This window comes from Pseudomonas sp. SWI7, assembly GCF_006351945.1.
GTDB classification, from domain to species: domain Bacteria; phylum Pseudomonadota; class Gammaproteobacteria; order Pseudomonadales; family Pseudomonadaceae; genus Aquipseudomonas; species Aquipseudomonas fulva.
On the sequence record NZ_CP040930.1, the window covers coordinates 4,519,448 to 4,544,590 of the forward strand.

The window sequence follows — 25,143 nt, forward strand, 5'->3', positions numbered from 1 at the left end:
AGAGAAACCGATCACAGCTAAGCTGGCAATGTGCCTTATGGGCTAGAATTTGCTGTTACCGCGACCGGAGTTTTCATGGACAACTTGACGACCCTTCGAGACGAGCGCTTGCGCCTGGTTGAAGTGGACCGCCTTACATCGGACCTGGCAAATGGAGAGGATCCGGTGCTCAACGGCGTCGTCAACATGCTCTGTGCGCACTTCGACGTCCCGACCGCGCTGGTCAGCATCGTCGACCGCGATTACCAGGTATTCAAGGCCAAGATCGGCATGGCCGACGACCGCACGCCGCGCGAAATGTCCATCTGCGCCCACGGCCTGCGCCAGGAAACGCTGCTGGAGATCTGCGACACGCTGCAGGATCCCCGCACGGTGGATAATCCCCTTGTGCAATCGGCCCCCCACATTCGCTATTACGCCGGCGCGCCGCTGATCGTTCGGCCAGGCGTCAGCCTGGGTGGGCTGTGCATCATCGACCATGCCACGCGCGAAGCCTTGTCGGAGCGCGACCGTAACCTGCTGACCAACGCCGCCAACGTGGTGGTGGCCCGGCTGCAATCGATCCACCGGCAGAACTTCTACGATCCGATGACCGGGCTGCCCAATCGGCGGCGCTTCGAGACGGACTTCAAGGAAGGTGCCGTGACGGCCGGGCAGGTGGCTGTTTTCATCGAGCCGGTGTCGGCTGCGGGTATGGACCGGCTGTTCAAGGCGCTGGGCATCGAGTTCTTTACCGATTTCATGCTGGCAGTCAAAGAAGTGCTGCTCACGGCACTTGTGCCCGGTTGCCGCCTTTATCGGGCCAGCACCCTGGGCTTCATGACGGTCATCGATGCGTGCGATACCCGCTTTCTCGCCGGTTGGCTTCAGACGCTGGTGGCTTCGCTCAGTGGGCCGCTGCGCAGCGGTCACATACCGGTTACGCCGGATGTTGGCATCAGCGTCCTGACGCTGGGTGTGGACGCCAGCGCCTCGTCGGACATCCTGCGGCTGATGGCCAGCATGACCGACACCGCTCGTAAGAGCGAGCAACGCTGGTTGGCGTACGACCCGGTGGTGGACGCGAACCTGCGTCGCAACACCGCCATACTCAACGCCCTGGAAGCCGCACTGCTGGCACCGGACCAGTTGAGCCTGGCCTACCAGCCCAGGATCGACCTTGGCAGCAACCGCTGCGTGGCGGTCGAAGCGCTCTTGCGCTGGACGCACCCGCAACTGGGCGTGATCAGCCCGGCCGAGTTCATTCCGCTGGCAGAAACCACCGCTTCCATCCGCGGCATCACGCGCTGGGTCGTGGAGCAGGTATGTCGTCAGATCGCCCAGTGGCAGGCCAGCAACGTGGTGTTGCAGGTCTCGCTGAACATCTCGGCCCTCGACCTGGGTGATGGCCAGTTGTACGAAGATGTGACCCGAGCGCTGGCCCGACACCAGGTCCACCCGAGCCTGCTGGAGCTTGAGTTCACCGAAAGCGCCCTGGTGGCCGATTTCGATGCCGTCCAGGAACAGCTCCAGCGCTTCCGCGCCCTGGGTATCTCGATTGGCATCGACGATTTTGGCAGCGGCTACAGTAACTGGATCTACCTGCGCAAAATCCCCGCCACCAGCGTGAAGCTCGATCGCTCTCTGCTGGCCGAACTGCAGCCAGGCGGTAACGACTGGCACATCGTGCGCGGGTTGGTCAGCCTGCTGCGTGACCTGCGCCTGACGGTAGTGGCCGAGGGCGTGGAGACGGACCTGCACCATCATGTGCTACGGGGATGGGGCTGTGATCAAGGGCAAGGCTATTATTACGCAAGGCCCCTCTCGGCAGATGACCTGGCGACATGGTTGTGTCAGCCGCGGCAAGCCTGACGTTGTGTGAAGCAGCACTCGGTGGGCGCTGCCTGACAGCGCCTGTTCATTCCCAACAGTTGTCATCCGCAATGACGAGGATCGCCATGTTCAACAAAGCGCTTAGGGATGAGGTCGAGGCACTCAAACGGGAGCTTCATGGGCTCAGGGCCGCGCAGCAGAGCAGGTCCGACGAGATGCTTGAAATCACCGTGGACCGTGACCTGCTGATCACGGCCGTCAATCCGCGGTTTTCCAGCTTCGTGGGTATCGACGCTTCGAAGCTTGTCGGTACATCGATGGGCACGCTCACGCCTGACTATGTAAGGGACTTGCCATGCTACGAGGATTTTCAGACCGCGATGAGCCAGGGCACTGGGGTGAGCGACGACTACCGCTACATCGCGGCCGATGGGCGCCTGGTCTGGATGCGCGCGGCGTGGTGCCCGGTCAAGACCCCCAGCGGCGAGGTGACCCACATGACGGCTTACGGCACCGAGGTCACCGCTGCCATCGACAAGGCCCGGGAAAACGACGAGTTGATCAAGGCGCTTTCCCGCTCCACGGCGGTGATCGAGTTCGGGCTGGACGGCACCATACTCACCGCCAACCAGAACTTCCTGAATACGGTGAACTACACGCTCCCGGAAATCGTCGGCAAGCACCACAGCATTTTCTGCGATCCGGCCTACACGAAGTCGCCGGACTATCAGCGACTGTGGGCCAGCCTCAACGATGGTCGCTTCGTCGCCGAACGTTTTCAGCGGTTCGACAAGGGCGGCCGCGAGCTGTGGCTCGAAGCTTCCTACAACCCCGTGCGCGATACCCGGGGGCGGCTGTACAAGGTCGTGAAATTTGCGGTGGATATCACCGCTCAGGTCGAAAGCGAGAAACAGGTCAGCTCAGCGGCGGACGTTGCCTACGAGATCTCCATGAAGACCGACAGCTCCGCCCAGCGCGGCGCTGAGGCGGTCAGGGACACGGTAGAAACCATGAACCGCATCGTCGAGCAGGTCTCGAACGTATCCAGCGGCGTCGAGGCGCTGGGGCATCAGTCGCACCTGATCACGTCCATCGTGTCGACCATCGGCGGCATCGCCCAACAGACCAACTTGTTGGCCCTGAACGCGGCCATCGAAGCTGCGCGTGCAGGTGACCAAGGGCGGGGCTTTGCCGTGGTGGCGGACGAGGTGCGCAAGTTGGCCGGCCGAACCAGTGCCGCGACCCAGGAAATCGTCGAGGTGGTGCAGAAGAATAACGCCTTGGTGGAGGAGGCAGTACACAGCATGGGCGAGAGCAGGAAGCAGGCTGAGCTGGGCCTGAGCCTGGCCCAGCAGGCAGGTACCGTGATCACGGAAATACAATCAGGTGCGCAGGAGGTGGTCACTGCCGTGGGCCAGTTTTCCTCGAAACTGGTGGCAGAGGCGGGACGTTAGCCCCATCGGCGCCTGACTGGCGATTGATTGCTACGCCCGCCCCTGCGCAGTGGCGGGGCAGGCGCTACGTACCCTCAGCGCTGATAGGCTTTGCCGTAGTGCCGCTCAAGGCGCGCCTGCACCAGCTCCAGCGCGATCGACAGCACCCAGTAGATCACGGCAGCGGTGGTCAGCATTTCCAGGTAGCGGTAGCTCGACCGTCCGTAGGACTGGGCCAGGAACATGATTTCCCACACCCCCATCACCGAGATCAACGACGAATCCTTGAGCATGGAGATGAACTGGTTGGCGGTTGGCGGGATGATCACCCGCATGGCCTGCGGCAGTACGATGTGGCAAAAAATCTGCGGCGGGCGCATGCCCAGCGCCAGCGCCGCTTCGCGTTGGCCTTGGGCAACACCCAAAATGCCTGCGCGAAAGATCTCACTGAGATAGGCGCCGTAGTTCAGCGACAGGGCGATGATACCGGCACTGATCGCGCCGGGCACCAGGCCTATCTGGGGCAACCCCAGGTAAATGAGCAGAATCTGGATCAGCAGCGGTGTACCACGGAAAAAAGACGTGTAGAAACTGGCAACACCCACCAGCACCGCGCTGCCGGACAAGCGTGCCAGCGCGGCGGCAAAGCCCAGCGCCACCGACGCCACCATCGAGCACATGCACAGGAACAGCGTCAGCGCTGCGCCCTGCAGAAAACCATTGGGTCCCAGTTTGAAACCGGCCAGGTTAGGAAACTTCTCCAGGATGATCGAGAACTTGAGGTCGAAGCTCAGGAAGAACCCGACGAACAGGGCGAACATCACCAGCCAGGTGAGCATCAACCGTGTGCGAAAACCCAGCAGGCGTGTGCCCGTGGTATTGGCCACGGGCTTGGGGGAGGGCGTAAAGGTGCTCATTTGCTGATATCGGCGCCGATCCACTTCTGCGAGAGCTTGCTCAGGGTGCCGTCCGCCTTGAGTTCGGCGAACACCTGGCGAACTTTGGCATCCCACTCCGGGTCGCCCTTCTCGATGGCGACCGAGTTGGGTTCTTCATACAGCGGCGCACCGGCGAGCTTGAAGCGTTTGTCCTGGTCCAGGCGCGGCTTGGCCGTGACAAGGTTGGTCAGGATCGCATCCAGGCGCACGCCCGCGCCCAGCCCAAGGTCCTGGAACGCCACATTGTCGGTGTCATACGGGGCGATCTGCACGAAATCGAAGGGGTAGTCGAGGGCGCGTTCTTCGTCACCCTCGATGACCAGGTTCTTGTTCAGGTAGCTTTCATAGCTCGACGCGCTGGTCAGGCCGACCTTGCGCCCGTTCAGGTCCTTTGCACCGTGGATGCGCTCATCCTTGGCATTGACCACGATGGCGGCCGGGGAGGCGTAGTACTCCACCGGGAAGTCGAACACCTGGGCGCGGGCCTTGCTGGGGGTCATCGAGCAGATGCAGATGTCGTAGCGCCCACTCCAGCGACCGGCGGCGATTACATCCCAGGAAGGGGTCTCCAGGCGCAGCTTCACGCCCAGTTTATCCGCCACCGCCTTGGCAACATCCACGTCAAAGCCGTCGAGCTGGTTCTGGTCATTGAGGAACGAGAACGGGGGATAGCTCTCCATCAGCACATTGACCAGTTCCTTGCGTGATTCGACCCGCTCCAGCGTGGCGCCGGCAAAAGCCTGAGTGGCGGTCGCAAGCAGCGCAAGGCCTGCACCGAGCAATGTGGAAAAACGCATGTTCATACCTGAAGTGTTGGCCAAATGAGTATTAGGGTATTAAATAGTTATATATCCAACCCACATAATGAATTTTATTCATAAGCACCTTCAGAGTAGTTATATGAAAGAGCGAGCGATGGTGATTCTCGACGGTGGCATGGGCCGCGAACTGCAGCGCAGCGGTGCGCCGTTCCGCCAGCCAGAGTGGTCTGCACTGGCGTTGACCGAGGCCCCGGAAGCGGTGGTGGGGGTGCACGCGGCGTTCATTGCCGCAGGTGCCCAGGTCATCACCAGTAACAGCTATGCGGTCGTCCCCTTCCACATTGGTGAAGCGCGCTTTGCCGAAGAGGGCCGGCAGTTGGCCAATGTCGCCGGTCAACTGGCCCGCCACGCGGCCGACACCGGCCCGCACCCGGTGAGGGTGGCCGGTTCGCTGCCGCCGTTGTTCGGGTCCTATCGTCCCGACCTGTTCCAGCCTGAGCGCGTCGAGGAAGTCCTGCGGCCGCTGCTAGAGGGCCTGGCGCCACACGTTGACCTGTGGCTTGCCGAAACCCAGAGCGCGATCGCTGAAGTGCGCGCCATACGTGCCCACCTGCCCGAAGACGGCCGCCCGTTCTGGGTGTCCTTCACCTTGCAGGACGAAGACGTCGATACGGTGCCGCGCCTGCGCTCCGGTGAGCCGGTGGCCGAGGCGGTGCAAGCGGTGATCGAGCTCGGCGCGGCAGCGGTGCTGTTCAACTGCAGCCAGCCAGAAGTGATCGGCGCGGCCATCGATGTCGCCCGTTCGGTCATCGATCAGCAGGGTGGAGAAGTCGCCATCGGTGCCTATGCCAATGCCTTCCCGCCCCAGCCCAAGGAAGCCACCGCCAACGACGGGCTGGACGAACTGCGCGAAGACCTGGACCCACCGGGCTACCTGGCCTGGGCCAAGGACTGGCGCGCACGCGGCGCCAGCCTGGTAGGTGGCTGCTGCGGCATTGGCCCCGAGCACATTGCCGAGCTCAAATTAAGCCTCGGCTGACGGGTTCCAGAGCATCTGCAAGGCAAACGAAGCGTTTAAGTTTGGGAAACGCTGGAACTGACGGTAAGGTTTCAGCATCTTCCATTCATCATGCGCCACGGGCAGTCGTGTTCTGACTGCCCAACCATGGAGCGCAGCGCTGAACGTCAGAAGGAGCAATGCCTATGCCTGAAGAACAACAACGCAGGAGCACCATCAACCCACCTGTCTTTTTCACCAGTGCGGTACTGGTGCTGTTACTGGTTTTATACGCCACGCTTTTCCAGGAGCATGCCCAAAGCGTCTTCGAGCATGTTCAGCAATGGATCGTCACCAATGCGGCCTGGTTCTACATTCTTACCGTCGCGCTGGTGCTGATCAGCGTCGTCTTCCTGGCCGTCAGCCGCTACGGCGATATCAAGCTGGGCCCGGACCACAGCGAGCCCGATTACCCCAACAAGAGCTGGTTCGCCATGCTGTTCTCGGCGGGCATGGGCATCGGCCTGATGTTCTTCGGCGTGGCCGAACCTGTGATGCACTTCATCAACCCGCCTGTGGGTGACCCCAATACGGTGGCTGCGGCCCGCGAAGCGATGAACATCACGTTCTTCCACTGGGGCCTGCATGCCTGGGCGATCTACGCCATCGTGGCGCTGATCCTGGCCTACTTCAGTTTTCGCAACGGGTTACCGCTTACGCTGCGCTCGGCGCTGTACCCCCTGATCGGGGAACGTATCTACGGGCCCATTGGTCATGCGGTAGATATCTTCGCCATCCTGGGCACCGTCTTTGGCGTGGCGACCTCACTCGGTTACGGTGTGCTGCAGATCAACAGCGGCCTGCACCAGCTGTTCGGCCTCCCCATCAGCACCACGATCCAGGTCATCCTGATCGCCGTCACCTGTGCGCTGGCCACGCTGTCGGTGGCCAGCGGCCTGGACAAGGGCATCCGGATCCTTTCGGAGCTCAACCTGGGCCTTGCTGTAGTGCTGATGCTCTTCGTCCTGGCAGTCGGGCCTACGGTCTTCCTGCTCCAGGCCTATGTGCAAAACACAGGTGCGTACCTGTCCGATATCGTCAACAAGACGTTCAACCTGTTCGCTTATGAACCCACTGACTGGATTGGTGGCTGGACCTTGCTCTACTGGGGCTGGTGGCTCTCCTGGTCGCCCTTCGTCGGGTTGTTCATTGCACGTATCTCCCGTGGCCGCACCATTCGCGAGTTCGTCTGTGGCGTGTTGTTCGTACCGGCAGGCTTTACCTTGCTGTGGATGACCGTATTTGGCGATTCGGCCATTCACATGATTCTGCACGGCGGTATCAAAGACTTGGCCACGGTGGTCGACCAGGACAGCTCGTTGGCCTTGTTCGCATTTCTCGAGCACTTCCCCTGGTCTACGGCCATTTCGATGCTGGCCGTGCTGATGGTCGTCGTGTTCTTCGTCACGTCAGCCGACTCGGGCGCCTTGGTGGTGGACATGCTGGCTTCGTCCGGCAGGGGACATTCGCCGCTCTGGCAACGTGTGTTCTGGTCGGTCAGCATGGGTGCAGTGGCCATTGCCCTGCTGTTGGCCAACGGTTTGAAGGCCTTGCAGGCTGCCACCATCGCCAGCGCCTTGCCGTTCGCGATCATCCTGCTGTTTTCCATCTGGGGGCTGTTCAAGGCACTGGGGCTGGACGCCACACGGCGTGGTCTGCGAACTCAGGCGTTGCCGGGCCAGCGGCAGGGCCGTCAAAACCACGGCGGCTGGCAGCGTAGGTTGCGCAACATCGCGATGATGCCGCGCAGGGCCCATGTCACCCGCTTTATCGGGGAAGTGGTCAAGCCCGCGTGCGAGGAAGTGGCACAGGAGCTGCGCAAACAAGGCTACGAGGTGACGGTAGATGAGCGCGAAGACGGCCGCATCGCGCTTGAGCTTTCCCATGCTGGTGAGGGCCGCTTCAAGTACGAGGTTCGCCCTCGCGCCTTCAATACACCAAGCTTCGTCATGCGCGATGCCGATGACAACAGCGATGCCCGCAAGTACTTCCGTGCAGAGGTGTACCTGCGCGAAGGCGGGCAGGACTACGACGTCATGGGCTGGAGCCGTGAGGATGTGATCGGCGACATCCTCGACCAGTACGAGCGCCACCTGCACTACCTGCACGTGGTCAGCTGAAGCCGCCTACGTGCGGGCGATCAGTGGAATCGCCCGCACGTACACCAACTCGCAGATCAGCTCGACCAATGTCTGCGTGATCACCGCCGCTGCTGCCAGCGTTCGTATCTGCTCTGGCAAGGCGAGCGCCAACGGCAACACTACCAACGAATTGCGCGTCGAAGCACTGAACATCACGGCGCGCTTTTGTTGTACAGGCAAGCCCATCAACCTTGCCGTCGCCCAGCCAATGACCGGTGCCAAAAGCGCAAAGCCCAGGTACACCGGCACCACCGGCAGCAATTGGTCCAGCCTGTGCAATACCATGCCGATCTGCGAGGCGATCACCACGAACAGCACGAGGGCCATCGCCGGCACGGGCATCCACGCCCAGGCGTCGTTCCAGCGACTGATCCGCTCTGTTTTGGCCACGTGCGCACTGGTCAGCACCGCCAAGGCCAATGGCACGGCGATCATCAGCAAGAACGCCTGCACGAAAGGCCCGACCGTCAGGCTTATCGCATAGTCGTCTTCGATCATGAGCGTCAGGTAAAGCGGCAGAAGCACCAGTTGCAGCAGCAACAGCACGGGTGTTGCGGCCAGCATGAGCCGTGCATCGCCCTTGCCCATGTGCGTGAACACCACCACGTAGTCGATGCAGGGTGCCAGCAGGACCAGCAGGGCGCCGATGAGCAAGGCCGGGTGGCCTGTCAGCCCACGGGTCAACGCCCAAGCCAGGACGGGCACCAGCACAAAATTGGCCAGGAGCAAGGCCGTCATGAACCGCCGATTGGCCAGGCTTGCGCGCAGGTGCAGAAAGGGGATTTGCAGGAACATGGCGTACATCAGCACGGCGATGGCTGGTGTGATCAGTGCTTCCAGAACAGCGCTAGTGGTATCGGCTACAAGGCCGAAGGCGATGGCTGCCAGCACGGTGGCGAAATACACCGGTGTCTGACGGGTTTCGAGTTGGTCTTTGGTCAAGAGCGTACCTGCTTGGAAAAAGGCGCAGCGCTGCAGGGGGATGCGGCAATCGAGCGCGTGTGGCCGTTTTAAGACTCGTCTGAGTTATCCAACAGCGCCAGGGCTGCATTCTATGCGCAGCCCACATAACAACCACAGGACGCTGTAATGAATATTCGCGCTATCGCTTTTGCTGCAGCTGCAACCCTGGCCGTGCCTGGCCTGGCAAACGCGGCCAACACCATCACGTTCAGCGGCGAGGTCACCGACCAGACCTGCTCGGCTGTCGTCGATGGCAACACCGAGCCAACCGTTGTCATGCAAAGCGTGCCAGCCAGTGCGCTGAACGGCAGCATCGGCAAAAACACCGGGGAAACCCAATTCACCCTGCGCCTGACCGGCTGCGCCGCGCCGACCGACGCCAACGAGCAATTCACCACGCTGTTCCAGGCTACCAACCCGACATCGCTGGGCAACCTGACCAACACCGCCACCAATGGCGCGACCGGCGTTGCATTGCAGTTGCTCGACGCACCCGGCGGCAGCCCGGTGGACCTGGCAGGTGGTGCAGCCGTCACCGCCGGACAAATCATCCTGAGTTCCGGCCAGACCTCCACAAGCCACGATTATGCCGTGCGTTACGTGTCCGAGGCCGCCACCGTTACGGCAGGCCCTGTCCTTGGAGCCGTTACTTACACCCTGCGTTACGAGTGATTGGCGCACGCCACTTTTTCCGACTGCCGCCATGGGGCTCGTATCCAGAGCGGCAGGCCTTCGAGGTATCTGCATGAGAACTTTGCCAGTGGGCCGGTTCAGGCTGGTCGCCATTGCGCTTGCCTTCGTGCTCGGCATGACGGGCGCCACCCTCGTCCAGGCCAGCGTGGTAGTGACGGGGACGCGGGTCATTTATCCCGGAAATGCGAAGGAAAAAACCCTGCAGCTCACCAACCAGGACCCCTTTGCCAATGTTGTGCAGGCCTGGGTGGACGTCGATGACCCCGCCTCCACACCTGAAACCGCCAAAGCTCCGTTCATGGTCAATCCGGCCGTGTCACGCGTGGCTCCGGGCAGCGGACAATCCCTGAGGCTCATATATACCGGCGCCGCGCTCCCCCAGGACCGGGAGTCGGTGTTCTATCTGAACGTGCTCCAGATCCCCCCGCGCAACGCTGCACAGGCCGACAGAAGCCAGATGCTGCTGATCCTGCGCAATCGCCTGAAGCTGTTCTACCGGCCTGCTGGCATCGCAGGCGCGGTCGAGCAGTTGCCTGAAAAATTACGTTTCAGCCTGGTCGAAAACGGCGCCAGCTGGCAAGTGCTCGTCGATAATCCGACGGGCTTCTATGCCTCGTTCGGGGCTGCGACGATCACAGTCGGCAACAGACAGGTGAAACTCCATGCTGCCATGGTGCCGCCCTACGGCTCGGTGCACTGGACGCCAGAGGCTACCGGAGCGCTCACAGGTACAGCGCCGCAGCTCACGGCGCAGTTGATCAACGACTATGGTGCACGTGTGGGCATCACTCATGCCTTGCAGCGCTAATGTGCGGCGCACCTCGGTCCTGCTGGGCAGCATTGCCTGGATGATGGCCCGGCTCGCCCACGGCGAAGGCGACTACCGTTTCGACGACAGCCTGTTGCTGGGCTCGGGGCTGGCCGGTGGCAGCCTGGAGCGCTTCAATCGGGTGCAGCAGATCGACCCGGGTACTTACCTGGTCGATGTGTACGTGAACACGCACTACGTGAACCGAAGCGAAGTGAGTTTTCGACTGCAAGACGATGCTGTCGAACCTTGTTTTTCCGAACGGTTTTTGCATCAACACATGAACGCCCGCAAGCTTGAAACCCCTACCGCCGACGCGGGCAAGTGCCTGGCGCTGAGCACGCGGCTACCAGGGTCAACGTTCCAATATGACTCAGCCCGCTTGCGCCTGGACCTCTCCGTGCCCCAGGCATTGCTCGACATCAAGCCGCGCGGCTACGTCGATCCGCAGGACTGGGACGCAGGCGGTACGATGGGCGTCGTCAACTACGACGCAAGCCTGTACAACTCGCGCTACGAAGCCTCAGCAAGCGAGGCGGCCAATTACGGTTACCTGGGCCTGAACACGGGGGTGAACGTTGGGCTCTGGCGTTTGCGGCATCAGTCCAACTACAGCTACTCAAGCTTCGGCGGCGCCGCGGTCAGCCGCTGGAACAGCATTCGCACCTATGCCCAGCGTGCCATTGCCCCTTGGCAGAGCGAACTGACGGTCGGTGACAGTTTTACCGAGGGCAACCTGTTCGGTAGCATCGGCTTTCGAGGCGTGCGCCTGGCCAGCGACGATCGCATGCTGCCCGACTCTCAGCGTCAATATGCCCCACAAGTGCGCGGCACGGCGGTGAGCAACGCGCGCGTGGTAATCAGCCAGAACGGCCGCAAGGTGCATGAAACCACAGTGGCGGCGGGTCCCTTTGTCATCGACGATCTGTACGGTACGGCCTACAACGGTGACTTGGACGTGCAGGTAATCGAGGCCGACGGCAGCGTCACGCGCTTCACTGTCCCCTATGCGGCGGTGCCCGACTCCATCCGTCCGGGTATCTCTCGCTACAGCACCACGCTCGGTGAGGTACGCCAGACGGGCGCGAACCAAGGGGCTTTTGCCGAGGCCACTTATCAACGGGGCCTTAGCAATGCACTTTCCGCCAACCTGGGCGCTCGGGTAGCGCAGGATTACCTCGCCGTGCTGGGCGGTGGCGTACTGGCAACGCCCTATGGTGCCTTCGGGGTCAACAGCACGTTTTCCAGCGCCACCGTTGAAAACCAACAGCGCAAGCAAGGCTGGCGCATGGGGCTTAGCTACAGCCGTACCTTCCAGCCAACCAACACCACCCTCAACCTTGCCGGCTATCGATACTCAACCCAAGGGTACCGGGATCTGGCCGATGCGCTAGGTGCGCGGCAGGCCTCCGAGCGCGGTGACAGTTGGGACTCGACCAGTTTCAAGCAGCGTAACCAGCTGACCTTGCTGGTCAACCAAGGGCTAGGGGGGTACGGAAACCTGTACCTGTCTGGCTCGAGCAGCGACTATTACGACGGCAAAAGCCGTGATACGCAGGTGCAGTTCGGTTACTCCAACACCTGGCGGCAACTCAATTACAGCCTGGCCTATTCACGCCAGCGCACGACGTGGTACCGGAACACGGTAACCAGTGCCGTGCCCGATTTTGCAAACCTGGCAGACCAGCGCGACACCAGCAATCGCACCAACACCCTGACGCTGACGTTCTCCATGCCCCTGGGCAACTCGACCCGGGCACCGAGCATCAGCTCGATGCTGACGCAGCGCTCAGGTGATACCCGGGGCAGCAGTCTCCAGACGGGGATCAACGGCACCCTGGGCACCCAGCGCGACATGAGCTACGCAATCGCAGCCAATCGTGACAGCGCCGGACGCGGGACGAACTGGACTGGCAATCTCCAGGCACAGAGCGCCGTTGCCACCTTCAACGGTGGCTACTCGCAAAGCGCCGATTACCGGCAAATCAATGGCGGCATTCGCGGCGCAGCTGTCTTGCATGAAGGCGGTCTGACCTTGGGGCCTTATGTGGGCGACACCTTCGCGCTGGTGCGGGCCAAAGGCGCAGGTGGCGCGACCATCCGGGGCGGGCAGGGGGCTCGTGTGAACGCTGATGGCTATGCGCTGGTGCCTTCGTTGTCGCCCTACCGCTACAACCCGGTAGGGCTCGACCCCAGCGGCATGGGTGATCAGGCCGAGCTGATCGAAACGGAGCGAAAGGTCGCGCCCTACGCCGGTGCTGCGGTGGTGGTGGATTTCAAGACGTTGATCGGCCATGCCTTGTTGATCCAGGCCAGCTTGCCGGGCGGCGGGGCTATCGCGCTGGGCGCCGATGTGCTGGATGAGCAGGGCACCATCATTGGCATGGTGGGGCAGGGAGGACAGGTGTATGCACGCGCCGAGGCTGATAGCGGGCACCTGCAGGTTCGCTGGGGCGTAGGCCCTGACCAGGCATGCCTGTTGCCCTTCGACGTCAACAGCAGCAACGCCCATGACAGCCAGGGCTTCATTCATCTGAAAAGTATATGCACGCCTAACGAGGAACCCACATGACGCTCAGGGCCTGGCTATTGGCAGCCTTCATGTTCGTAACCGTTCAGCACGCCTGGGCGACCTGCTATAAAGTGACCTCTGTGGGGGGCGCCACTACCACGGCCAACACTGCTATCAGGCCTGGTGAGGGAACTGCCGGCAGCTGGGCCGGGGCGTGCGATACCTGCAATGGATCATTGGGCTTACCGAGTGTGATCAACGTCAGTGATCCAAGCTTTCAACCCTATGGCACGTTGATTGCGAGTTCCGTAGTGCCCTTCACGCAGTATGGTGTGACCGCTGGCTACAATCCGGAGTACGTATTTTTTCGCTGCGCGGGGCAAGATGCGGTTTACGAAATGTGGTCCACCAATGGCGATGACCTCTACAGCGGTTGGTACCAAGGGGGTGACAGCGTCGGCCAAAGTATTGGTTTGCAAGACGCCTACAGGACAGCCTGGCCGAATGTGCTGTTGAAGCTATTTCATCTCGAAAGCGGCGAGCCTTTCACCCACATTTGGCGTGAGCGCAGGCTCACTGGCCTGGACATCGATTCTCGCGGCTTCCAGTTGGTCAAGGCCAAGAACCTCAGTGCCGTACGCGCGGAGCTATACAGTGCACCGAAAGACCCCAGTTACAACTACTACAGCGAAACCGTCCCATCGCAGCTCTACGCCTACGCACAGGCGGCGGCCTATATCGCCATCAAGGGGCCAGGGCTGGCCTATCCAACAGTGGGTCAAACGCACTATGGAAACTGGAGTGGCTGGTACGGAAACTGGCCGGGAGCGTTGGGCTTGTACAACAAGGTCACGCTCAAGCGTTACCCCACCTGCAGCGTCACCAGTGTCACCCCTATGTGGTGTTTCCCTCGATCAGCGTGAGCGAGATCAACGCGGGCGGGCGCCGCGAAATGCCTTTTCAGATCAACTTTCGCTGCCAGAGCAACATCGTCAACAGCACCAGCGCCAACGGCACGGCCATTGGCATCAAGGTTTCATCCGGTGCCCTGGCTGCGTCGTCTTCCCTGGGTTTGGTCAATGCCCAGGGCGGCCTTACCTACCTGCTGGCGGACCGTTATGGCCAGGCAGGTGTGGCGCAGGGAGTAGGCATACAGTTGCTGCGCGACGGTGCGCCCATCAATTTGCTGGCCAATGAGGATTCTGCCAATGGCAGCGGCGCGGCTGGCCGGGGTTGGTACCCGGTGATCAGCAGCGCTGCCAACCTGACCGGTACCGTCAATGGCATCGGTCAGTACACCGAGACATTCCGAGCGCGTCTGGAGAAACTCTCCACCGGCACCATGCCTACCGTAAGGCCCGGCCGGGTCGAGGCCACAGCGCAGGTGGTGATACGTGTTCAATAGCGGCGGGCAGCGTCTGCTGCTGCTGGTCGCCGTGCTGATCAGCACCCCCGCCAACGCTGGGGTCACTGCCGAGCGCACGAGGGTCATCGTGCATGAGGGCCAGCGCGAAACCTCACTGGCGCTGGTCAATCAAAACGCCTATCCGGTCGTGGTCCAGACCTGGATCGACAATGGGGATCTGGCTGTTACCCCGGACACCGCAAGTGCACCGATCATGCCGCTTCCCCCGATGTTCAGGCTTGAACCCCAACAGCAGCGAAGCGTGCGCCTCGTGACGACCGGGCAGGTGCTTGCCCAGGATCGAGAGTCGCTGTACTGGCTTAATGTGTACGAGATTCCACCTCGGCCAAACGAGGTGCTGGAGGAGGGCGCGACGCGTCTGACGATCACGCTGCGCACTCAGCTGAAAGTCATCTACCGGCCCCAGGGTCTGTCGAACAAGGCCGAGCTAGCGCCTTCGCACCTGGTTGTCAGGGTCCAGGGTCGCCGTGTGCAGTTGCGTAATCCGACGCCGTTCTACATCTCCCTCTCCCACGCACAGATCGGCGAAGGCGAGCGTTCGATCATTCTGGATGCGCCCATGCTGGCACCGTTCAGTACGCAGCATCAGACGGCACCGGCCACCGCGCCGAGCGACGCGACGTTTCGCTTTTCATGGCTGGATGATGAGGGTAATGCGCAGCGCGGTGAGCGGCCCATCACGCACGCGGTGTCCATCAGCCCGTAAGGCCACATACCGTCTCGCCAGATTGAGATTCGTCCTATTCAGGTCTGTCGGTGCCGCCCCTAGGCTGGCTGGATGAAGCTAGCCAACCTGTTACCTGCCGCCCAGTGGAACCTGTCGACGCCTATTGCAGCGCGTAATCTCTTACGCCTGTTTGCGATCACCCTCGTAGCGGGTGTCTATGTCGGCGCCTACGGTTACATGCGCATGACCCTGAACGAGGAGATTTCGTCCCGGCGCAGGTACATGAACGAGGCCATCTTCAACGCTCAGGATTTCTTTGTCAGCCGTCAGACCCTGCTCAAATCGCTGGGTCTCTCGACGGTCAAGCACGCCGCTGCTGCGGGCGATAGCGAGACCTACATTCCAGGCGAGGAAGTCCACATTTTCCTCCGTCAGCCCGGGGGTACCTGGAGCTTGTGGCTGACGCCACGCATGCTGGATTTTCTACGCGCCAAGCAGACCAACCTGGTCTACGTGCCGCACGCCCTGGATGCCTCGGTGCAGTGGCTCTACAGCCGGCCTGAGGTCCCACCCCTGGTCCCCAACGCCGTGCTGCAACGTCTGCGTGGATCGACCGGCGAACCTGGGGACGAGCAAATCTGGCTGGCGGAGCCTGGAGACGATAAACCGCCTTCGCTCTACATTTTCACTGCCATGGATGAGCGCGACCGCGCTTCAGGTTGGCTGGGGCTCGAAGTCGAGGGCCCGCAGTTGGTCGCAGCGTTGCGCCATGAGCAGGCTGGTGACTTCCAACTGGTCGACAGCGCAAGCCAGATCATCGCCAGCAAGGACCGCGAGCAGCAATTGACTTCCCAGCGCCATATGGCAACGCGTGTGGATGATGGTTTCGGTTGGGAGGGCGGCTATTGGCTCCCGGACCGCCTGACCATTCGCAAACAGCTCGACCATTCGGACTGGCAGATCATCTACAGCGCACCCTTGGCCTCTATCATTCCGGCGCTGATTCTGCCGTTCGGGCTGGCAGTGCTGATCAGCGTTGCCGTCACACTGTTGATGCTGTGGCTGGTCCGCCGGGTCGACGTGCGACTCATCCGCCCGGCAGCTGCTCGAATCGAGGCATTGGTCGAGAGCGAAGCGTTCAGCAGTGCCGTCATCCGCACCGCCCCGGTTGCGCTGTGCGTGTTGCGCCGCAGTGACGGTGCAGTGGTGCTGGCCAATCGGCTGAGCGAGCAGTGGCTTGTAATGGGTGATGAGCGAACCCGAGTCTGTCAGGACTGGATTACCCGTGCGTTCGGCAAGCCTGCGCAGACCAGTTGCACACAAGAGCTGCAAATGGCCGATGGCCGTCACCTGTGTCTGAGTTACGCACCTACCCGCTATCGACGTGAAGATGTTCTGATCTGCGCCTTCAGCGACATCACCGAACGAAAAACCGCCGAGCTGTCGCTGCAACAGGCCAGGGCACTGGCCGATGCTGCCAATGAAGCAAAAACGCTGTTTCTCGCCACCATGAGCCATGAAATCCGCACGCCGCTCTACGGCATGCTGGCAACGCTGGAACTGCTTTCACGCACCCACCTCGATAGCCAGCAAAGGGGGTACCTCAATGCCATCGAAGGTTCATCGGCTACCTTGCTGCAACTGATCTGCGATGTGCTGGATGTGTCCAAGATCGAGGCTGGTCAGCTGGCGCTGGAGGTCAGTGCGTTCTCACCCGTCGAGCTGACCCAGGACGTCATGCAAGGCTATATGGGGGCCGCACACACCAAAGGGTTGCAGTTGCTGAGTTGCATGGATCCGCAGCTTCCTGAACAGGTAGTGGGTGACACGACGCGTACGCGCCAGATCCTTGGCAATCTGCTTAGCAACGCGGTCAAGTTCACTCGCAGTGGCCGAATCATGGTCAGGCTTCACCTGGTTGGGGTCGAAGGTGATCGCATGATGCTGCGCTGGCAGGTAGTGGACACGGGGCAGGGCATCCCTGAGCAAGACCAGCAACACTTGTTCGAACCGTTCTTCCAGAGCGGTCCCAGTACCAACACGGTGGCAGGGACCGGCCTTGGCCTGTCCATTTGCAAGCGGCTGGTCGAGTTGATGAACGGGTCGATTCGTGTGTTCAGCGAGCCGGGTCTGGGCAGCAGCTTCTCGTTCACGCTGCCACTGGGGCAATTGGCGCTCGATGAGGACCAGAGCTGGGCCCAGCCTTTGCTCAACCAGGGCGTCATGGTTTATTCACCTGTGCCCGAACTGGCCGATCATGCCGCTGGCTGGCTACGTCGCTGGGGCGCCCGGGCGCAAGTGATTGCCGTGCCGGACGTCCGTCATGAACCGGGCATCGTGCTGGTCGAGTTATGTCCAGGGCCTGCCAGCTCGGCTGTCATCAGGCAATGGCCTGGCCCATTGGTACTGGCCTGCGCCGATGAGCACGCGCTTTCGCGTCCTTCGGCTCAATACTGGCAGGTGGGGCTGAACAATCTTCAGTGCCTTAACCAGGCGGTGAGCCAGGCCCAGGGCATCGAGGCACGACACAGCGCAACGGCCCGTCAGGCAATGATCGAAACCAAACTGTGCATTCATGTGCTGGTGGCGGAGGACAATGTCATCAACCAGTTGATACTGCGGGATCAACTGGAGAAGCTCGGCTGCACGGTCACCCTTGCCAACGATGGCGAGCAAGCGCTGGCCCTGTGTCAGAAGGAGGTCTTTGACCTGGTACTGACCGATGTGAACATGCCCAGACTCAACGGGTATCAGTTGGCGCAGAACTTGCGCCAACAGGGCCATGCCCTACCCATCATCGGCGCAACTGCCAACGCCATGCTCGATGAGGCAGAGCGTTGCCTGGGCGCCGGAATGGATCAGTTTCTGGTCAAGCCCTTCACTCTGCACGCGCTCTATCAGTGCCTGCTGCCGTATCGCAAGGGCTCGGCCTGATGATCCACCGCGTCTTGATCGTCGAGGATCATCCCTTTCAACACCAGTACCTGGCTCAGCTGTTCCGGTCCGTCGGTGGGTTCGACGTCGAGCTGCAAGCCGATGCCAACCTGGCGATCGAGCAGTTGCGCAATCAAGCCTTCCACCTTGTCGTCACTGACCTGATGATGCCGCAACTGGATGGGGTACAGTTCATCCAGAGAATGAGCCTGCTACCGTCGCCTCCGGCGCTGGGGCTGATGACCGCTGCCTCTGCGCGCGTGCTCGCAGGCGTTGGCAAGGTCGCCGAAAACCTCGGTATCCGCCTGGCCGGCATGATCAGCAAGCCCGTGCAGGGTCATCATGTCGCTGCACTGCGTCGCTACATGGATAGCACCTGCGATCAAGGCCATCTGCAACCTCGATCCTGTTCCGGTGGCCATTCGGTCAGTGCGCTTACCCGTGCGCTGCAGGCGGGCGAGATCCAGGCGTGGTTTCAACCCAAGAAATCCATGCTCGACGGCAGGATCGTCGGTGCCGAGGCCCTGGCCAGGTGGCTGCATCCGGTCGAAGGTCTTTTGTTGCCGCGGGCATTTCTGGCCGATTTGGAATCTGCAAGGCTCGATTTGCCGTTGCTGTACAACATGCTTGAGCAAACGCTCACCGCTCAATCACGCTGGGCCGCAGCAGGATACAGGCTGCCGGTCTCGATCAATCTGCCTACACACCTGCTGGACCGTCCTGATCTGGTCGACACGTTGCACCGAACGGTCCGAGAGCGAGGTGCCGACCCCAGGACCATCACCTTCGAGCTGACCGAAACGTCGACCACCCGACGGTCCAGTGATTACTTTGCAGGGACGTGCCGGCTGCGCATGATGGGCTTCGGCCTGGCCCAGGATGATTTCGGCAAGGGGTACAGTTCCTATTCCAACCTGGTATCCACGCCCTTCACCGAAATGAAGATTGATCGCTCTCTGGTTAGTGGTTGTGCGAGCAATCCTGACATGGCCATTGCCTTGGCCAGTGCCGTCCACCTCGGGCGCGCACTGGGGCTTGTGACAGTAGCAGAAGGCGTTGAAACGCGTGATGAGCTGGAAGTTGTCCGCAAGGCTCAGTGTCATCAGGTGCAGGGGTTCATCATCTCCCCGGCTGTGGACCGAGACGGCATGCTCCCATTGCTGAACGGACAGCTCTCCGAATGAGGGGTAAGTTATCGAAGAAACGTTTCAGCATCTGCAATGTGCTGTCATATGGCATGAATTTTGTGTCTGTTTGAGCACTCTCATCTTCATAACGTGATGTCGACGATCAACACCATGAAAAATGCCAGCCTGCGCATGGATAAACTTGCGCGCAGCTCTCAGCGCCTGAACAAAGCCATCTTGCTGCTCAGCGGACTCATGCTGCTGTTGTCCAGTACCTGTTATTGGGCAGTATCGCGCCTTCTGGAATCGGAACAGCAGCGGTTGGAGCTCCATTTTGCCCGGGTGATCGAAATCATCCATGAGCATGAGATCTTCTTGCGCAATCTCGCCAACAGCATGCCAGCCGGTCGCGCGCTTCCTGCGCCGGTGGAGCAGGGCGTCATGATGCTCGATTCGACGAGCGTCGATGGCAAGACACTGGTCAAGGCAAAAGGCTTCGAACTCTCCTTACCCTTCACCCTGGCCTACACCGGCGACTTTCGGGCTCAGGAGATACGCGGCGCCTTGGGGTTGGGGTTGCGTCTGACCGACTACTACGGGGGGTTCTGGGCCCGCTCGTTCTACGCATCGCCTCAGCTGTTCGTGCTCGAACGGGGAACCGGCGCGAGCATTGCCGTCCCCGCGGCTGGCGACCAACGTCAGCATCAGCCGCTGTTGCCTCACCATTATGTGACCGTGGTTGATCGCTTGGTGCACTTACTGGCTCAACCCGACCTGCTACCCGATCAGCATGTCCACTGGGTGCGAGCGCCAGCACGCCTTTACAACGACAACCTGCGCATGGTGGCGCTTCTGAAGTTGGGGTTTGAGCACACCCTCAAGCCGAGTACGACGGGCGACCGGACAATGGTCTTGGCTGCCGTAATGGATACGGAGCAGATCGACGAATTCGAGCGTGTGCTCAGGTTATCGGTCTACAACCAGTTCACCCTGATTTCTCCGGATGGCAAGGTCTTGATGGGAGAGCGCAGCAAGGGTGATCTGGCGCCGCTTGGCCTGAGCTTCAACCGTAGCGGCTTGCGTTTCAAGATGATGTCGTCGTCGGGAGACGCGTGGACTGGGCTGTATGCCATCAGTTACGGGGACTTTCTGCGCTACGCCAAATGGCCGCTGCTTGGCCTGGCGTTGACAATCATCGCTGCGATCCTGCTAGGGCTCTGGGTCAATCACTGGTACAAGTCGCGCATTGTTCGGCCCGCCCAACGAGCACAAGTCCGGCTTGCAGAAAGCGAGGCCTTCAGCCGCATCATCCTACACAACGTGCCGGTCGGGCTGTGCGTCGTGAGGCGCCACGATCACCGGGTGTTGTTGGAAAACGAATGCGCGGTACACCTAGGCGTTACCGCAGCGGTGCTGCAACTGCTGCGTGATAACCACGGTGACCAGGCGCCGGGCGAACTGTGCCTGCTGGTGGATGGGCGTTACGTCCAGGTGGTGGCGGTCGCTACCCGTTATGACGGAGAAGACGTGTTTCTATGCGGCTGCAACGACATCACCCGCCACGTTGGCGAGCAATTGCAGCTCAATCAGGCCCACCAGCGTGCAACGGCTGCCAATGAAGCCAAGACCGTTTTCCTGGCCACCATGAGCCATGAGATAAGAACCCCGCTCTATGGTGTGCTGGGCAACCTTGAGCTGCTGTCGCTGACCGAACTCAGCGAACGCCAGAGGCATTACCTGCAAATCATCGAAACCTCGTCGACAGTCCTGTTCCAGCTGATCAGTAATGTTCTGGATGTGACCAAGATCGAGTCTGGGCAGATGGCCTTCGAGCATGCCGCATTCGATCCGCGTCAGCTGGTCGACGATGCGCATGCCAGTTTCGAGGCCACAGCGCAAAGTAAAGGGCTGCAACTTGAGGCTGAAATCGACGCACAAGTGCCTGCACGGGTGGAAGGAGATGCCGGGCGAATCAGGCAGATCCTGCACAACTTGCTGGGCAACGCGATCAAGTTCACCCCCTCCGGACGCGTACGTCTGCGCCTGATCGTTCAAGAGCGAAGCGACCAGGATGTGTTGTTGCAATGGCAAGTGACGGACACCGGAAAAGGTATCCCTGAAAAAGCCCTGGAGCATCTGTTCAAACCGTTCTATCAGGTGTCCGCAGGGCAGGAAGGTGGGGGTGCAGGGCTCGGGCTTTCCATCTGTTCACGCTTGAGTGAGTCGATGGGCGGTACCATGCGCGTGGTCAGTGAGCCCGGTCTGGGGAGCAGCTTTTCCCTGTTCATACGCTTGCCCATTGTGGCCTCCTCGCCGGTCTTGGTGCCTGTGCCGAAAGAGGGTTCGCAGGCGCCGTCTGCGCCGTTGAAATTGAGCGTGTTGGTGGCAGAGGATAACCCAGTCAGCCAGGCGGTCATGCGTGAGCAGCTCGAAGCCATCGGGGCTTACCCAACCGTCGCGGCTGATGGCCACCAGGCACTTCAACTTTGGCAATCCAAGCGTTTCGACATGGTCATCACCGACATCAACATGCCCAGGATGAACGGCTACGAGCTGACCCGGGCGCTGCGAGAGGCAGGTGTCGAAGCACCTATCATCGGCATCACCGCCAATGCACTGCGCGAAGAAGGTGAGCGCTGCCTGCAAGCGGGTATGACCGCGTGGATAGTCAAGCCTCTGAGCCTTGGCACCCTTCGGCAGGTACTGATGAACCACTGCCCTGGAACGGTTGACACTCACGTTGCACCCGACCCGGGCAGGGATGATTTTTCAGGCTGGATTCAACTGTCCCAGCCCATGCGCCAATTGCTTGCCCAGACGTTGGCCAGCGATATTGAGCAGTTGGAGAAGGGGGTGATCGAGCACGATGCGGTTCTGGTCGAACAACGGTTGCACAGCTTGAGCGGTGCACTGGCCAGCATCAATGCCACGGCGTTGTACGGCGCATGTCAACGGCTGGAAAACATGTTGCAGGAGCTGCCGCTCGACGCACGCCTGGGCGGGCAAGTCCGTGCTCTGTGCAGGCGGCTTGCCAAGGTCGCGCAGCGCTTGTCAGACGAGATTCCCGGATGAGCCTTGTCCCCTAATGGAGTAATTCTGCATGCCTCATCACAAGGTTGTCATCGCTGACGATCATCCCATCGTCCTGCTGGGGGTGCGTGAAGTCGTTCAACGCATCGGGCGCTATAAAGTCGTCGGTCAAGCCACCAACTCATCGGAATTGATCGATCAACTGCGCCTACACAACCCCCGCACCCTGATCACCGACTTCAATATGCCGGGGGATTGTACCTACGGAGATGGCTTCAAGCTCATCGAGTACATTCTGCGTCACTTCCCGGACACCCAGGTCCTCATTCTGACCATGATTTCCAATGGGTTGATTCTTTCCCGGCTTCAGGAACTGGGTGTGGCAGGGGTCATTCAAAAAAACCACCTGCATGATGAAATCGAAAAAGCGCTGAGTGCCATCCGCAAGCGGCGTCGGTACCGAAGCCCGTTGCCGCCACCTACATCCGTGGTACGCGAAGCAGTGAAGGTCGAGGCCCGCTTCAATCAGCTGTCCCCCAGGGAGCTCGAAGTCGTCCGGCTCTTTGTCACTGGCATGACCGTAGGTGATATCGCGCGGCAACTGTCGCGCAGCAACAAGACAGTCAGCGCTCAGAAGGTGTCGGCGATGCGCAAGCTCAACGTCGACAGTGACCAGGACTTGCTGACTTACTGTATCGAATCCAGGCAGTTTCAGTAACGAGGTTCTGTGCCTGGCGGGGCGTTGCCCAGCCGGTGCGTGGCCCTGATGACACGCGTACAGACGATTGGACCCGCAGCGCAAAAAGCCCAGCTACTCGCTGGGCAATCTATCGGTCTTCAGCCGACGATCATCATTCAAAGCGCTACGCTGGCTTGAGCCAATCTACATTCCGCTCCTGAATGACCAATTTGAGCGAGCGGCCAACTGCATTGGCGTGACATACCGAATAGTCGCCAACAGGGTAGAGCGCATGACGTCCCCACGGCCCTGCCTTGCTTTCCAGTTTGATATCGACCTGGTCACCTTCGCTGGTTGTCAGATCAAACGCGTTACCGCTCGACGCCTCGGTGATTTTCCAAGCGGTAGGGTCTTGCTGCTCGATGCGCTTCACTTCCACCAGACCATGCGTTGTCGCGAAAATCCCCTTACGAAGATGTGCTCCGCTGCGAACGTAGAGGCGGTAGCCGTCCTCACTGTGCCGGAAATACAGCAACAGGGGTAGGACAGCAGAGGATTTCTCGAAATTGACCAGCCCCAGTTCTTGACCGTGGTGCCAATCGTCTTCGGAACAATTCAGTGCACCCAGCGTAGCGGCGCCGTCCACGGCATATCCGGGCGTGGTCAGGGGGCTTGCCAGTACCACATTGTCGTTCGTCATGCTGTCGAAGGTGTTCAACGGGCAATCAGCTGCATGCAGTGTCGCGAGAAAAGAGTGCGCTTTGTGATTCATCGTATACCTCCAGTGTTCATGAATACACTCAGGAGGCTATGCCGACACGCGCGAGGGGACTAACCGGAACGGGTTCCAGACGCAGGATGCAAAAAGCCCGGCACTTGGCCGGGCTTTCCAGTGGGCGATCAGCGATCAGTTGCCGTAGACCGGCAGCTTCTTGCAGATGGCTTTGACCTTCTCGCGCACGGCGTCGATCACCGCTTCGTTGTTCAGGTCGGCAAGGATGTCGCAGATCCAGCCAGCCAGCTCACGGCACTCGGCTTCCTTGAAACCGCGGGTGGTCACGGCCGGGGTGCCGAAACGCAGGCCCGAGGTGACGAACGGAGAGCGCGGGTCGTTAGGAACCGAGTTCTTGTTGACGGTGATGAACGCCTTGCCCAGCGCCGCGTCAGCGTCTTTGCCCGAGATGTCCTGCTTGATCAGCGACAGCAGGAACAGGTGGTTTTCGGTGCCACCGGAAACCACGTCGAAACCGCGCTCGATGAAGACGCTGGCCATGGCCTGGGCGTTTTTCACCACTTGCTGCTGGTAAGCCTTGAACTCCGGCTGCAGGGCTTCCTTGAAGCAGATGGCCTTGGCCGCGATCACGTGCTCCAGTGGGCCGCCCTGGGCGCCTGGGAAGACAGCGGAATTGAGCTTCTTCTCGATCTCTTCGTTCTTGCGAGCCAGGATCAGGCCGCCGCGCGGACCGCGCAGGGTCTTGTGCGTGGTGGTGGTGACGACGTCGGCGAAAGGAACCGGGTTAGGGTAGACACCGGCGGCGACCAGGCCAGCCACGTGCGCCATGTCGACGAACAGGTAGGCACCCACCTTGTCGGCGATGGCGCGGAAGCGGGCGAAGTCCAGCACCTGCGAGTAGGCCGAGAAACCGGCGACGATCATTTTCGGCTTGTGCTCGACCGCCAGGCGCTCGACTTCGTCGTAATCGATCAGGCCGTTGCCATCGATGCCGTACTGCACGGCGTTGTACAGCTTGCCCGACGAGCTAACGGAGGCACCGTGGGTCAGGTGACCACCATGGGCCAGGCTCATGCCCAGGATGGTGTCACCGGCCGACAGCAGGGCCAGGTAGACAGCGGCGTTGGCCTGGGAGCCGGCGTGCGGCTGGACGTTGGCGTAGTCGGCACCGAACAGTTGCTTGGCGCGGTCGATGGCCAGCTGCTCGACGACGTCGACGTATTCGCAGCCACCGTAGTAGCGCTTGCCTGGATAGCCTTCGGCGTACTTGTTGGTCAGTACCGAACCCTGGGCTTCCATGACGGCCGGGCTGGTGTAGTTTTCCGAGGCGATCAGCTCGATATGCTCTTCCTGGCGCAGAGCTTCTTGCTGCATGGCTTCGAAGAGCTCGGCGTCGTACTTGGCAATGGTCAAATCACGGCTGAACATG

The 25,143-nt window shown here is 60.9% G+C and carries 16 protein-coding genes and 3 pseudogenes; 14 read left to right on the forward strand and 5 right to left on the reverse strand.

Annotated elements, in window-relative coordinates; translation table 11 throughout:
* Positions 1-75: 75 nt before the first annotated feature.
* The 3 genes and pseudogenes from FH041_RS20760 to FH041_RS23335 all read left to right on the forward strand — a co-directional run.
* Positions 76-1,851: a sensor domain-containing phosphodiesterase gene (locus tag FH041_RS20760; RefSeq protein WP_049695412.1), complete on the forward strand. Its 1,776-nt coding sequence runs from the start codon at positions 76-78 to the stop codon at positions 1,849-1,851.
* A gap of 176 nt (positions 1,852-2,027) precedes the next feature.
* A pseudogene (locus FH041_RS23330) lies at positions 2,028-2,666 on the forward strand (PAS domain-containing protein); the annotation flags it as partial.
* A 150-nt stretch (positions 2,667-2,816) separates the two neighbouring features.
* A pseudogene (locus FH041_RS23335) lies at positions 2,817-3,266 on the forward strand (methyl-accepting chemotaxis protein); the annotation flags it as partial.
* 74 nt (positions 3,267-3,340) lie between these two features.
* On the opposite strand, the gene FH041_RS20770 reads toward FH041_RS23335, so the two are convergent.
* Both FH041_RS20770 and FH041_RS20775 read right to left on the reverse strand, forming a co-directional pair.
* Positions 3,341-4,162 carry an amino acid ABC transporter permease gene (locus FH041_RS20770; protein ID WP_140175006.1) on the reverse strand — a complete coding sequence of 274 codons (822 nt, stop codon included), beginning with the start codon at positions 4,160-4,162 and terminating at the stop codon, positions 3,341-3,343.
* Positions 4,159-4,980 (reverse strand): ABC transporter substrate-binding protein, encoded by an 822-nt coding sequence (locus FH041_RS20775; RefSeq protein WP_140175008.1) that lies wholly within the window; start codon positions 4,978-4,980, stop codon positions 4,159-4,161. Before FH041_RS20775 ends, FH041_RS20770 begins: the two co-directional genes overlap by 4 nt.
* A 118-nt stretch (positions 4,981-5,098) precedes the next feature.
* Here FH041_RS20775 and FH041_RS20780 point away from each other — a divergent pair, with 118 nt between their 5' ends.
* Both FH041_RS20780 and betT read left to right on the forward strand, forming a co-directional pair.
* Complete coding sequence (locus tag FH041_RS20780; RefSeq protein WP_027915495.1) at positions 5,099-5,983, forward strand: homocysteine S-methyltransferase family protein; 885 nt, start codon at positions 5,099-5,101, stop codon at positions 5,981-5,983.
* Positions 5,984-6,147: 164 nt separating this feature from the next.
* Positions 6,148-8,121 (forward strand): choline BCCT transporter BetT, encoded by a 1,974-nt coding sequence (gene betT / locus FH041_RS20785; protein ID WP_104926540.1) that lies wholly within the window; start codon positions 6,148-6,150, stop codon positions 8,119-8,121.
* A gap of 6 nt (positions 8,122-8,127) precedes the next feature.
* On the opposite strand, the gene FH041_RS20790 is transcribed toward betT, so the two are convergent.
* Positions 8,128-9,084 carry an arsenic resistance protein gene (locus FH041_RS20790; RefSeq protein ID WP_140175010.1) on the reverse strand — a complete coding sequence of 319 codons (957 nt, stop codon included), beginning with the start codon at positions 9,082-9,084 and terminating at the stop codon, positions 8,128-8,130.
* A 147-nt stretch (positions 9,085-9,231) separates the two neighbouring features.
* On the opposite strand from FH041_RS20790, the gene FH041_RS20795 reads away from it, so the two are divergent.
* The 9 genes and pseudogenes from FH041_RS20795 to FH041_RS20835 all read left to right on the forward strand — a co-directional run bounded on the left by FH041_RS20795 (position 9,232) and on the right by FH041_RS20835 (position 23,020).
* Positions 9,232-9,777 (forward strand): fimbrial protein, encoded by a 546-nt coding sequence (locus FH041_RS20795; protein WP_028688076.1) that lies wholly within the window; start codon positions 9,232-9,234, stop codon positions 9,775-9,777.
* Positions 9,778-9,850: 73 nt separating this feature from the next.
* The gene (locus FH041_RS20800) at positions 9,851-10,606 is read left to right on the forward strand and encodes a molecular chaperone (RefSeq protein WP_053103838.1); all 756 of its coding nucleotides are present in this window, start codon (positions 9,851-9,853) and stop codon (positions 10,604-10,606) included.
* Positions 10,590-13,178 (forward strand): fimbria/pilus outer membrane usher protein, encoded by a 2,589-nt coding sequence (locus FH041_RS20805; RefSeq protein WP_049695416.1) that lies wholly within the window; start codon positions 10,590-10,592, stop codon positions 13,176-13,178. Before FH041_RS20800 ends, FH041_RS20805 begins: the two co-directional genes overlap by 17 nt.
* Positions 13,175-14,523 (forward strand): annotated as a pseudogene (locus FH041_RS20810) (fimbrial protein). The gene FH041_RS20805 and the pseudogene FH041_RS20810 overlap by 4 nt, the downstream one beginning before the upstream one ends.
* Positions 14,513-15,250 (forward strand): molecular chaperone, encoded by a 738-nt coding sequence (locus tag FH041_RS20815; protein ID WP_053103839.1) that lies wholly within the window; start codon positions 14,513-14,515, stop codon positions 15,248-15,250. Before FH041_RS20810 ends, FH041_RS20815 begins: the two are co-directional and overlap by 11 nt.
* A gap of 72 nt (positions 15,251-15,322) precedes the next feature.
* Positions 15,323-18,145 (forward strand): ATP-binding protein, encoded by a 2,823-nt coding sequence (locus tag FH041_RS20820; protein ID WP_140175012.1) that lies wholly within the window; start codon positions 15,323-15,325, stop codon positions 18,143-18,145.
* Complete coding sequence (locus tag FH041_RS20825; protein ID WP_110606940.1) at positions 18,142-19,329, forward strand: EAL domain-containing protein; 1,188 nt, start codon at positions 18,142-18,144, stop codon at positions 19,327-19,329. Before FH041_RS20820 ends, FH041_RS20825 begins: the two co-directional genes overlap by 4 nt.
* A 114-nt stretch (positions 19,330-19,443) precedes the next feature.
* Positions 19,444-22,344, forward strand: a complete 2,901-nt coding sequence (locus FH041_RS20830; RefSeq protein WP_088523249.1) for an ATP-binding protein — start codon at positions 19,444-19,446, stop codon at positions 22,342-22,344.
* 28 nt (positions 22,345-22,372) lie between these two features.
* On the forward strand, positions 22,373-23,020 hold the full coding sequence (locus FH041_RS20835) for a response regulator (protein ID WP_027915484.1): 648 nt from the start codon (positions 22,373-22,375) through the stop codon (positions 23,018-23,020).
* A gap of 145 nt (positions 23,021-23,165) precedes the next feature.
* Here FH041_RS20835 and FH041_RS20840 read toward each other — a convergent pair whose 3' ends face one another.
* Positions 23,166-23,753, reverse strand: coding sequence for a hypothetical protein (locus FH041_RS20840; protein ID WP_028688083.1), 588 nt, complete (start codon positions 23,751-23,753; stop codon positions 23,166-23,168).
* A 135-nt stretch (positions 23,754-23,888) separates the two neighbouring features.
* On the reverse strand, positions 23,889-25,142 hold the full coding sequence (glyA, locus tag FH041_RS20845; RefSeq protein ID WP_023533265.1) for a serine hydroxymethyltransferase: 1,254 nt from the start codon (positions 25,140-25,142) through the stop codon (positions 23,889-23,891).
* Position 25,143 lies beyond the last annotated feature (1 nt).

Excerpts from the sequence above, each read along its gene's own strand:
- FH041_RS20800 (WP_053103838.1), top strand. The coding sequence starts at position 9,851 with ATGAGAACTTTGCCAGTGGGCCGGTTCAGGCTGGTCGCCATTGCGCTT.
- FH041_RS20830 (WP_088523249.1), top strand. The coding sequence starts at position 19,444 with ATGAAAAATGCCAGCCTGCGCATGGATAAACTTGCGCGCAGCTCTCAG.
- glyA (WP_023533265.1), bottom strand. The coding sequence starts at position 25,142 with ATGTTCAGCCGTGATTTGACCATTGCCAAGTACGACGCCGAGCTCTTC.
- FH041_RS20780 (WP_027915495.1), top strand. The coding sequence starts at position 5,099 with ATGGTGATTCTCGACGGTGGCATGGGCCGCGAACTGCAGCGCAGCGGT.
- FH041_RS20760 (WP_049695412.1), top strand. The coding sequence starts at position 76 with ATGGACAACTTGACGACCCTTCGAGACGAGCGCTTGCGCCTGGTTGAA.
- FH041_RS20775 (WP_140175008.1), bottom strand. The coding sequence starts at position 4,980 with ATGCGTTTTTCCACATTGCTCGGTGCAGGCCTTGCGCTGCTTGCGACC.
- FH041_RS20805 (WP_049695416.1), top strand. The coding sequence starts at position 10,590 with ATGCCTTGCAGCGCTAATGTGCGGCGCACCTCGGTCCTGCTGGGCAGC.
- FH041_RS20820 (WP_140175012.1), top strand. The coding sequence starts at position 15,323 with ATGAAGCTAGCCAACCTGTTACCTGCCGCCCAGTGGAACCTGTCGACG.
- FH041_RS20835 (WP_027915484.1), top strand. The coding sequence starts at position 22,373 with ATGCCTCATCACAAGGTTGTCATCGCTGACGATCATCCCATCGTCCTG.
- FH041_RS20795 (WP_028688076.1), top strand. The coding sequence starts at position 9,232 with ATGAATATTCGCGCTATCGCTTTTGCTGCAGCTGCAACCCTGGCCGTG.
- FH041_RS20770 (WP_140175006.1), bottom strand. The coding sequence starts at position 4,162 with ATGAGCACCTTTACGCCCTCCCCCAAGCCCGTGGCCAATACCACGGGC.
- FH041_RS20840 (WP_028688083.1), bottom strand. The coding sequence starts at position 23,753 with ATGAATCACAAAGCGCACTCTTTTCTCGCGACACTGCATGCAGCTGAT.
- betT (WP_104926540.1), top strand. The coding sequence starts at position 6,148 with ATGCCTGAAGAACAACAACGCAGGAGCACCATCAACCCACCTGTCTTT.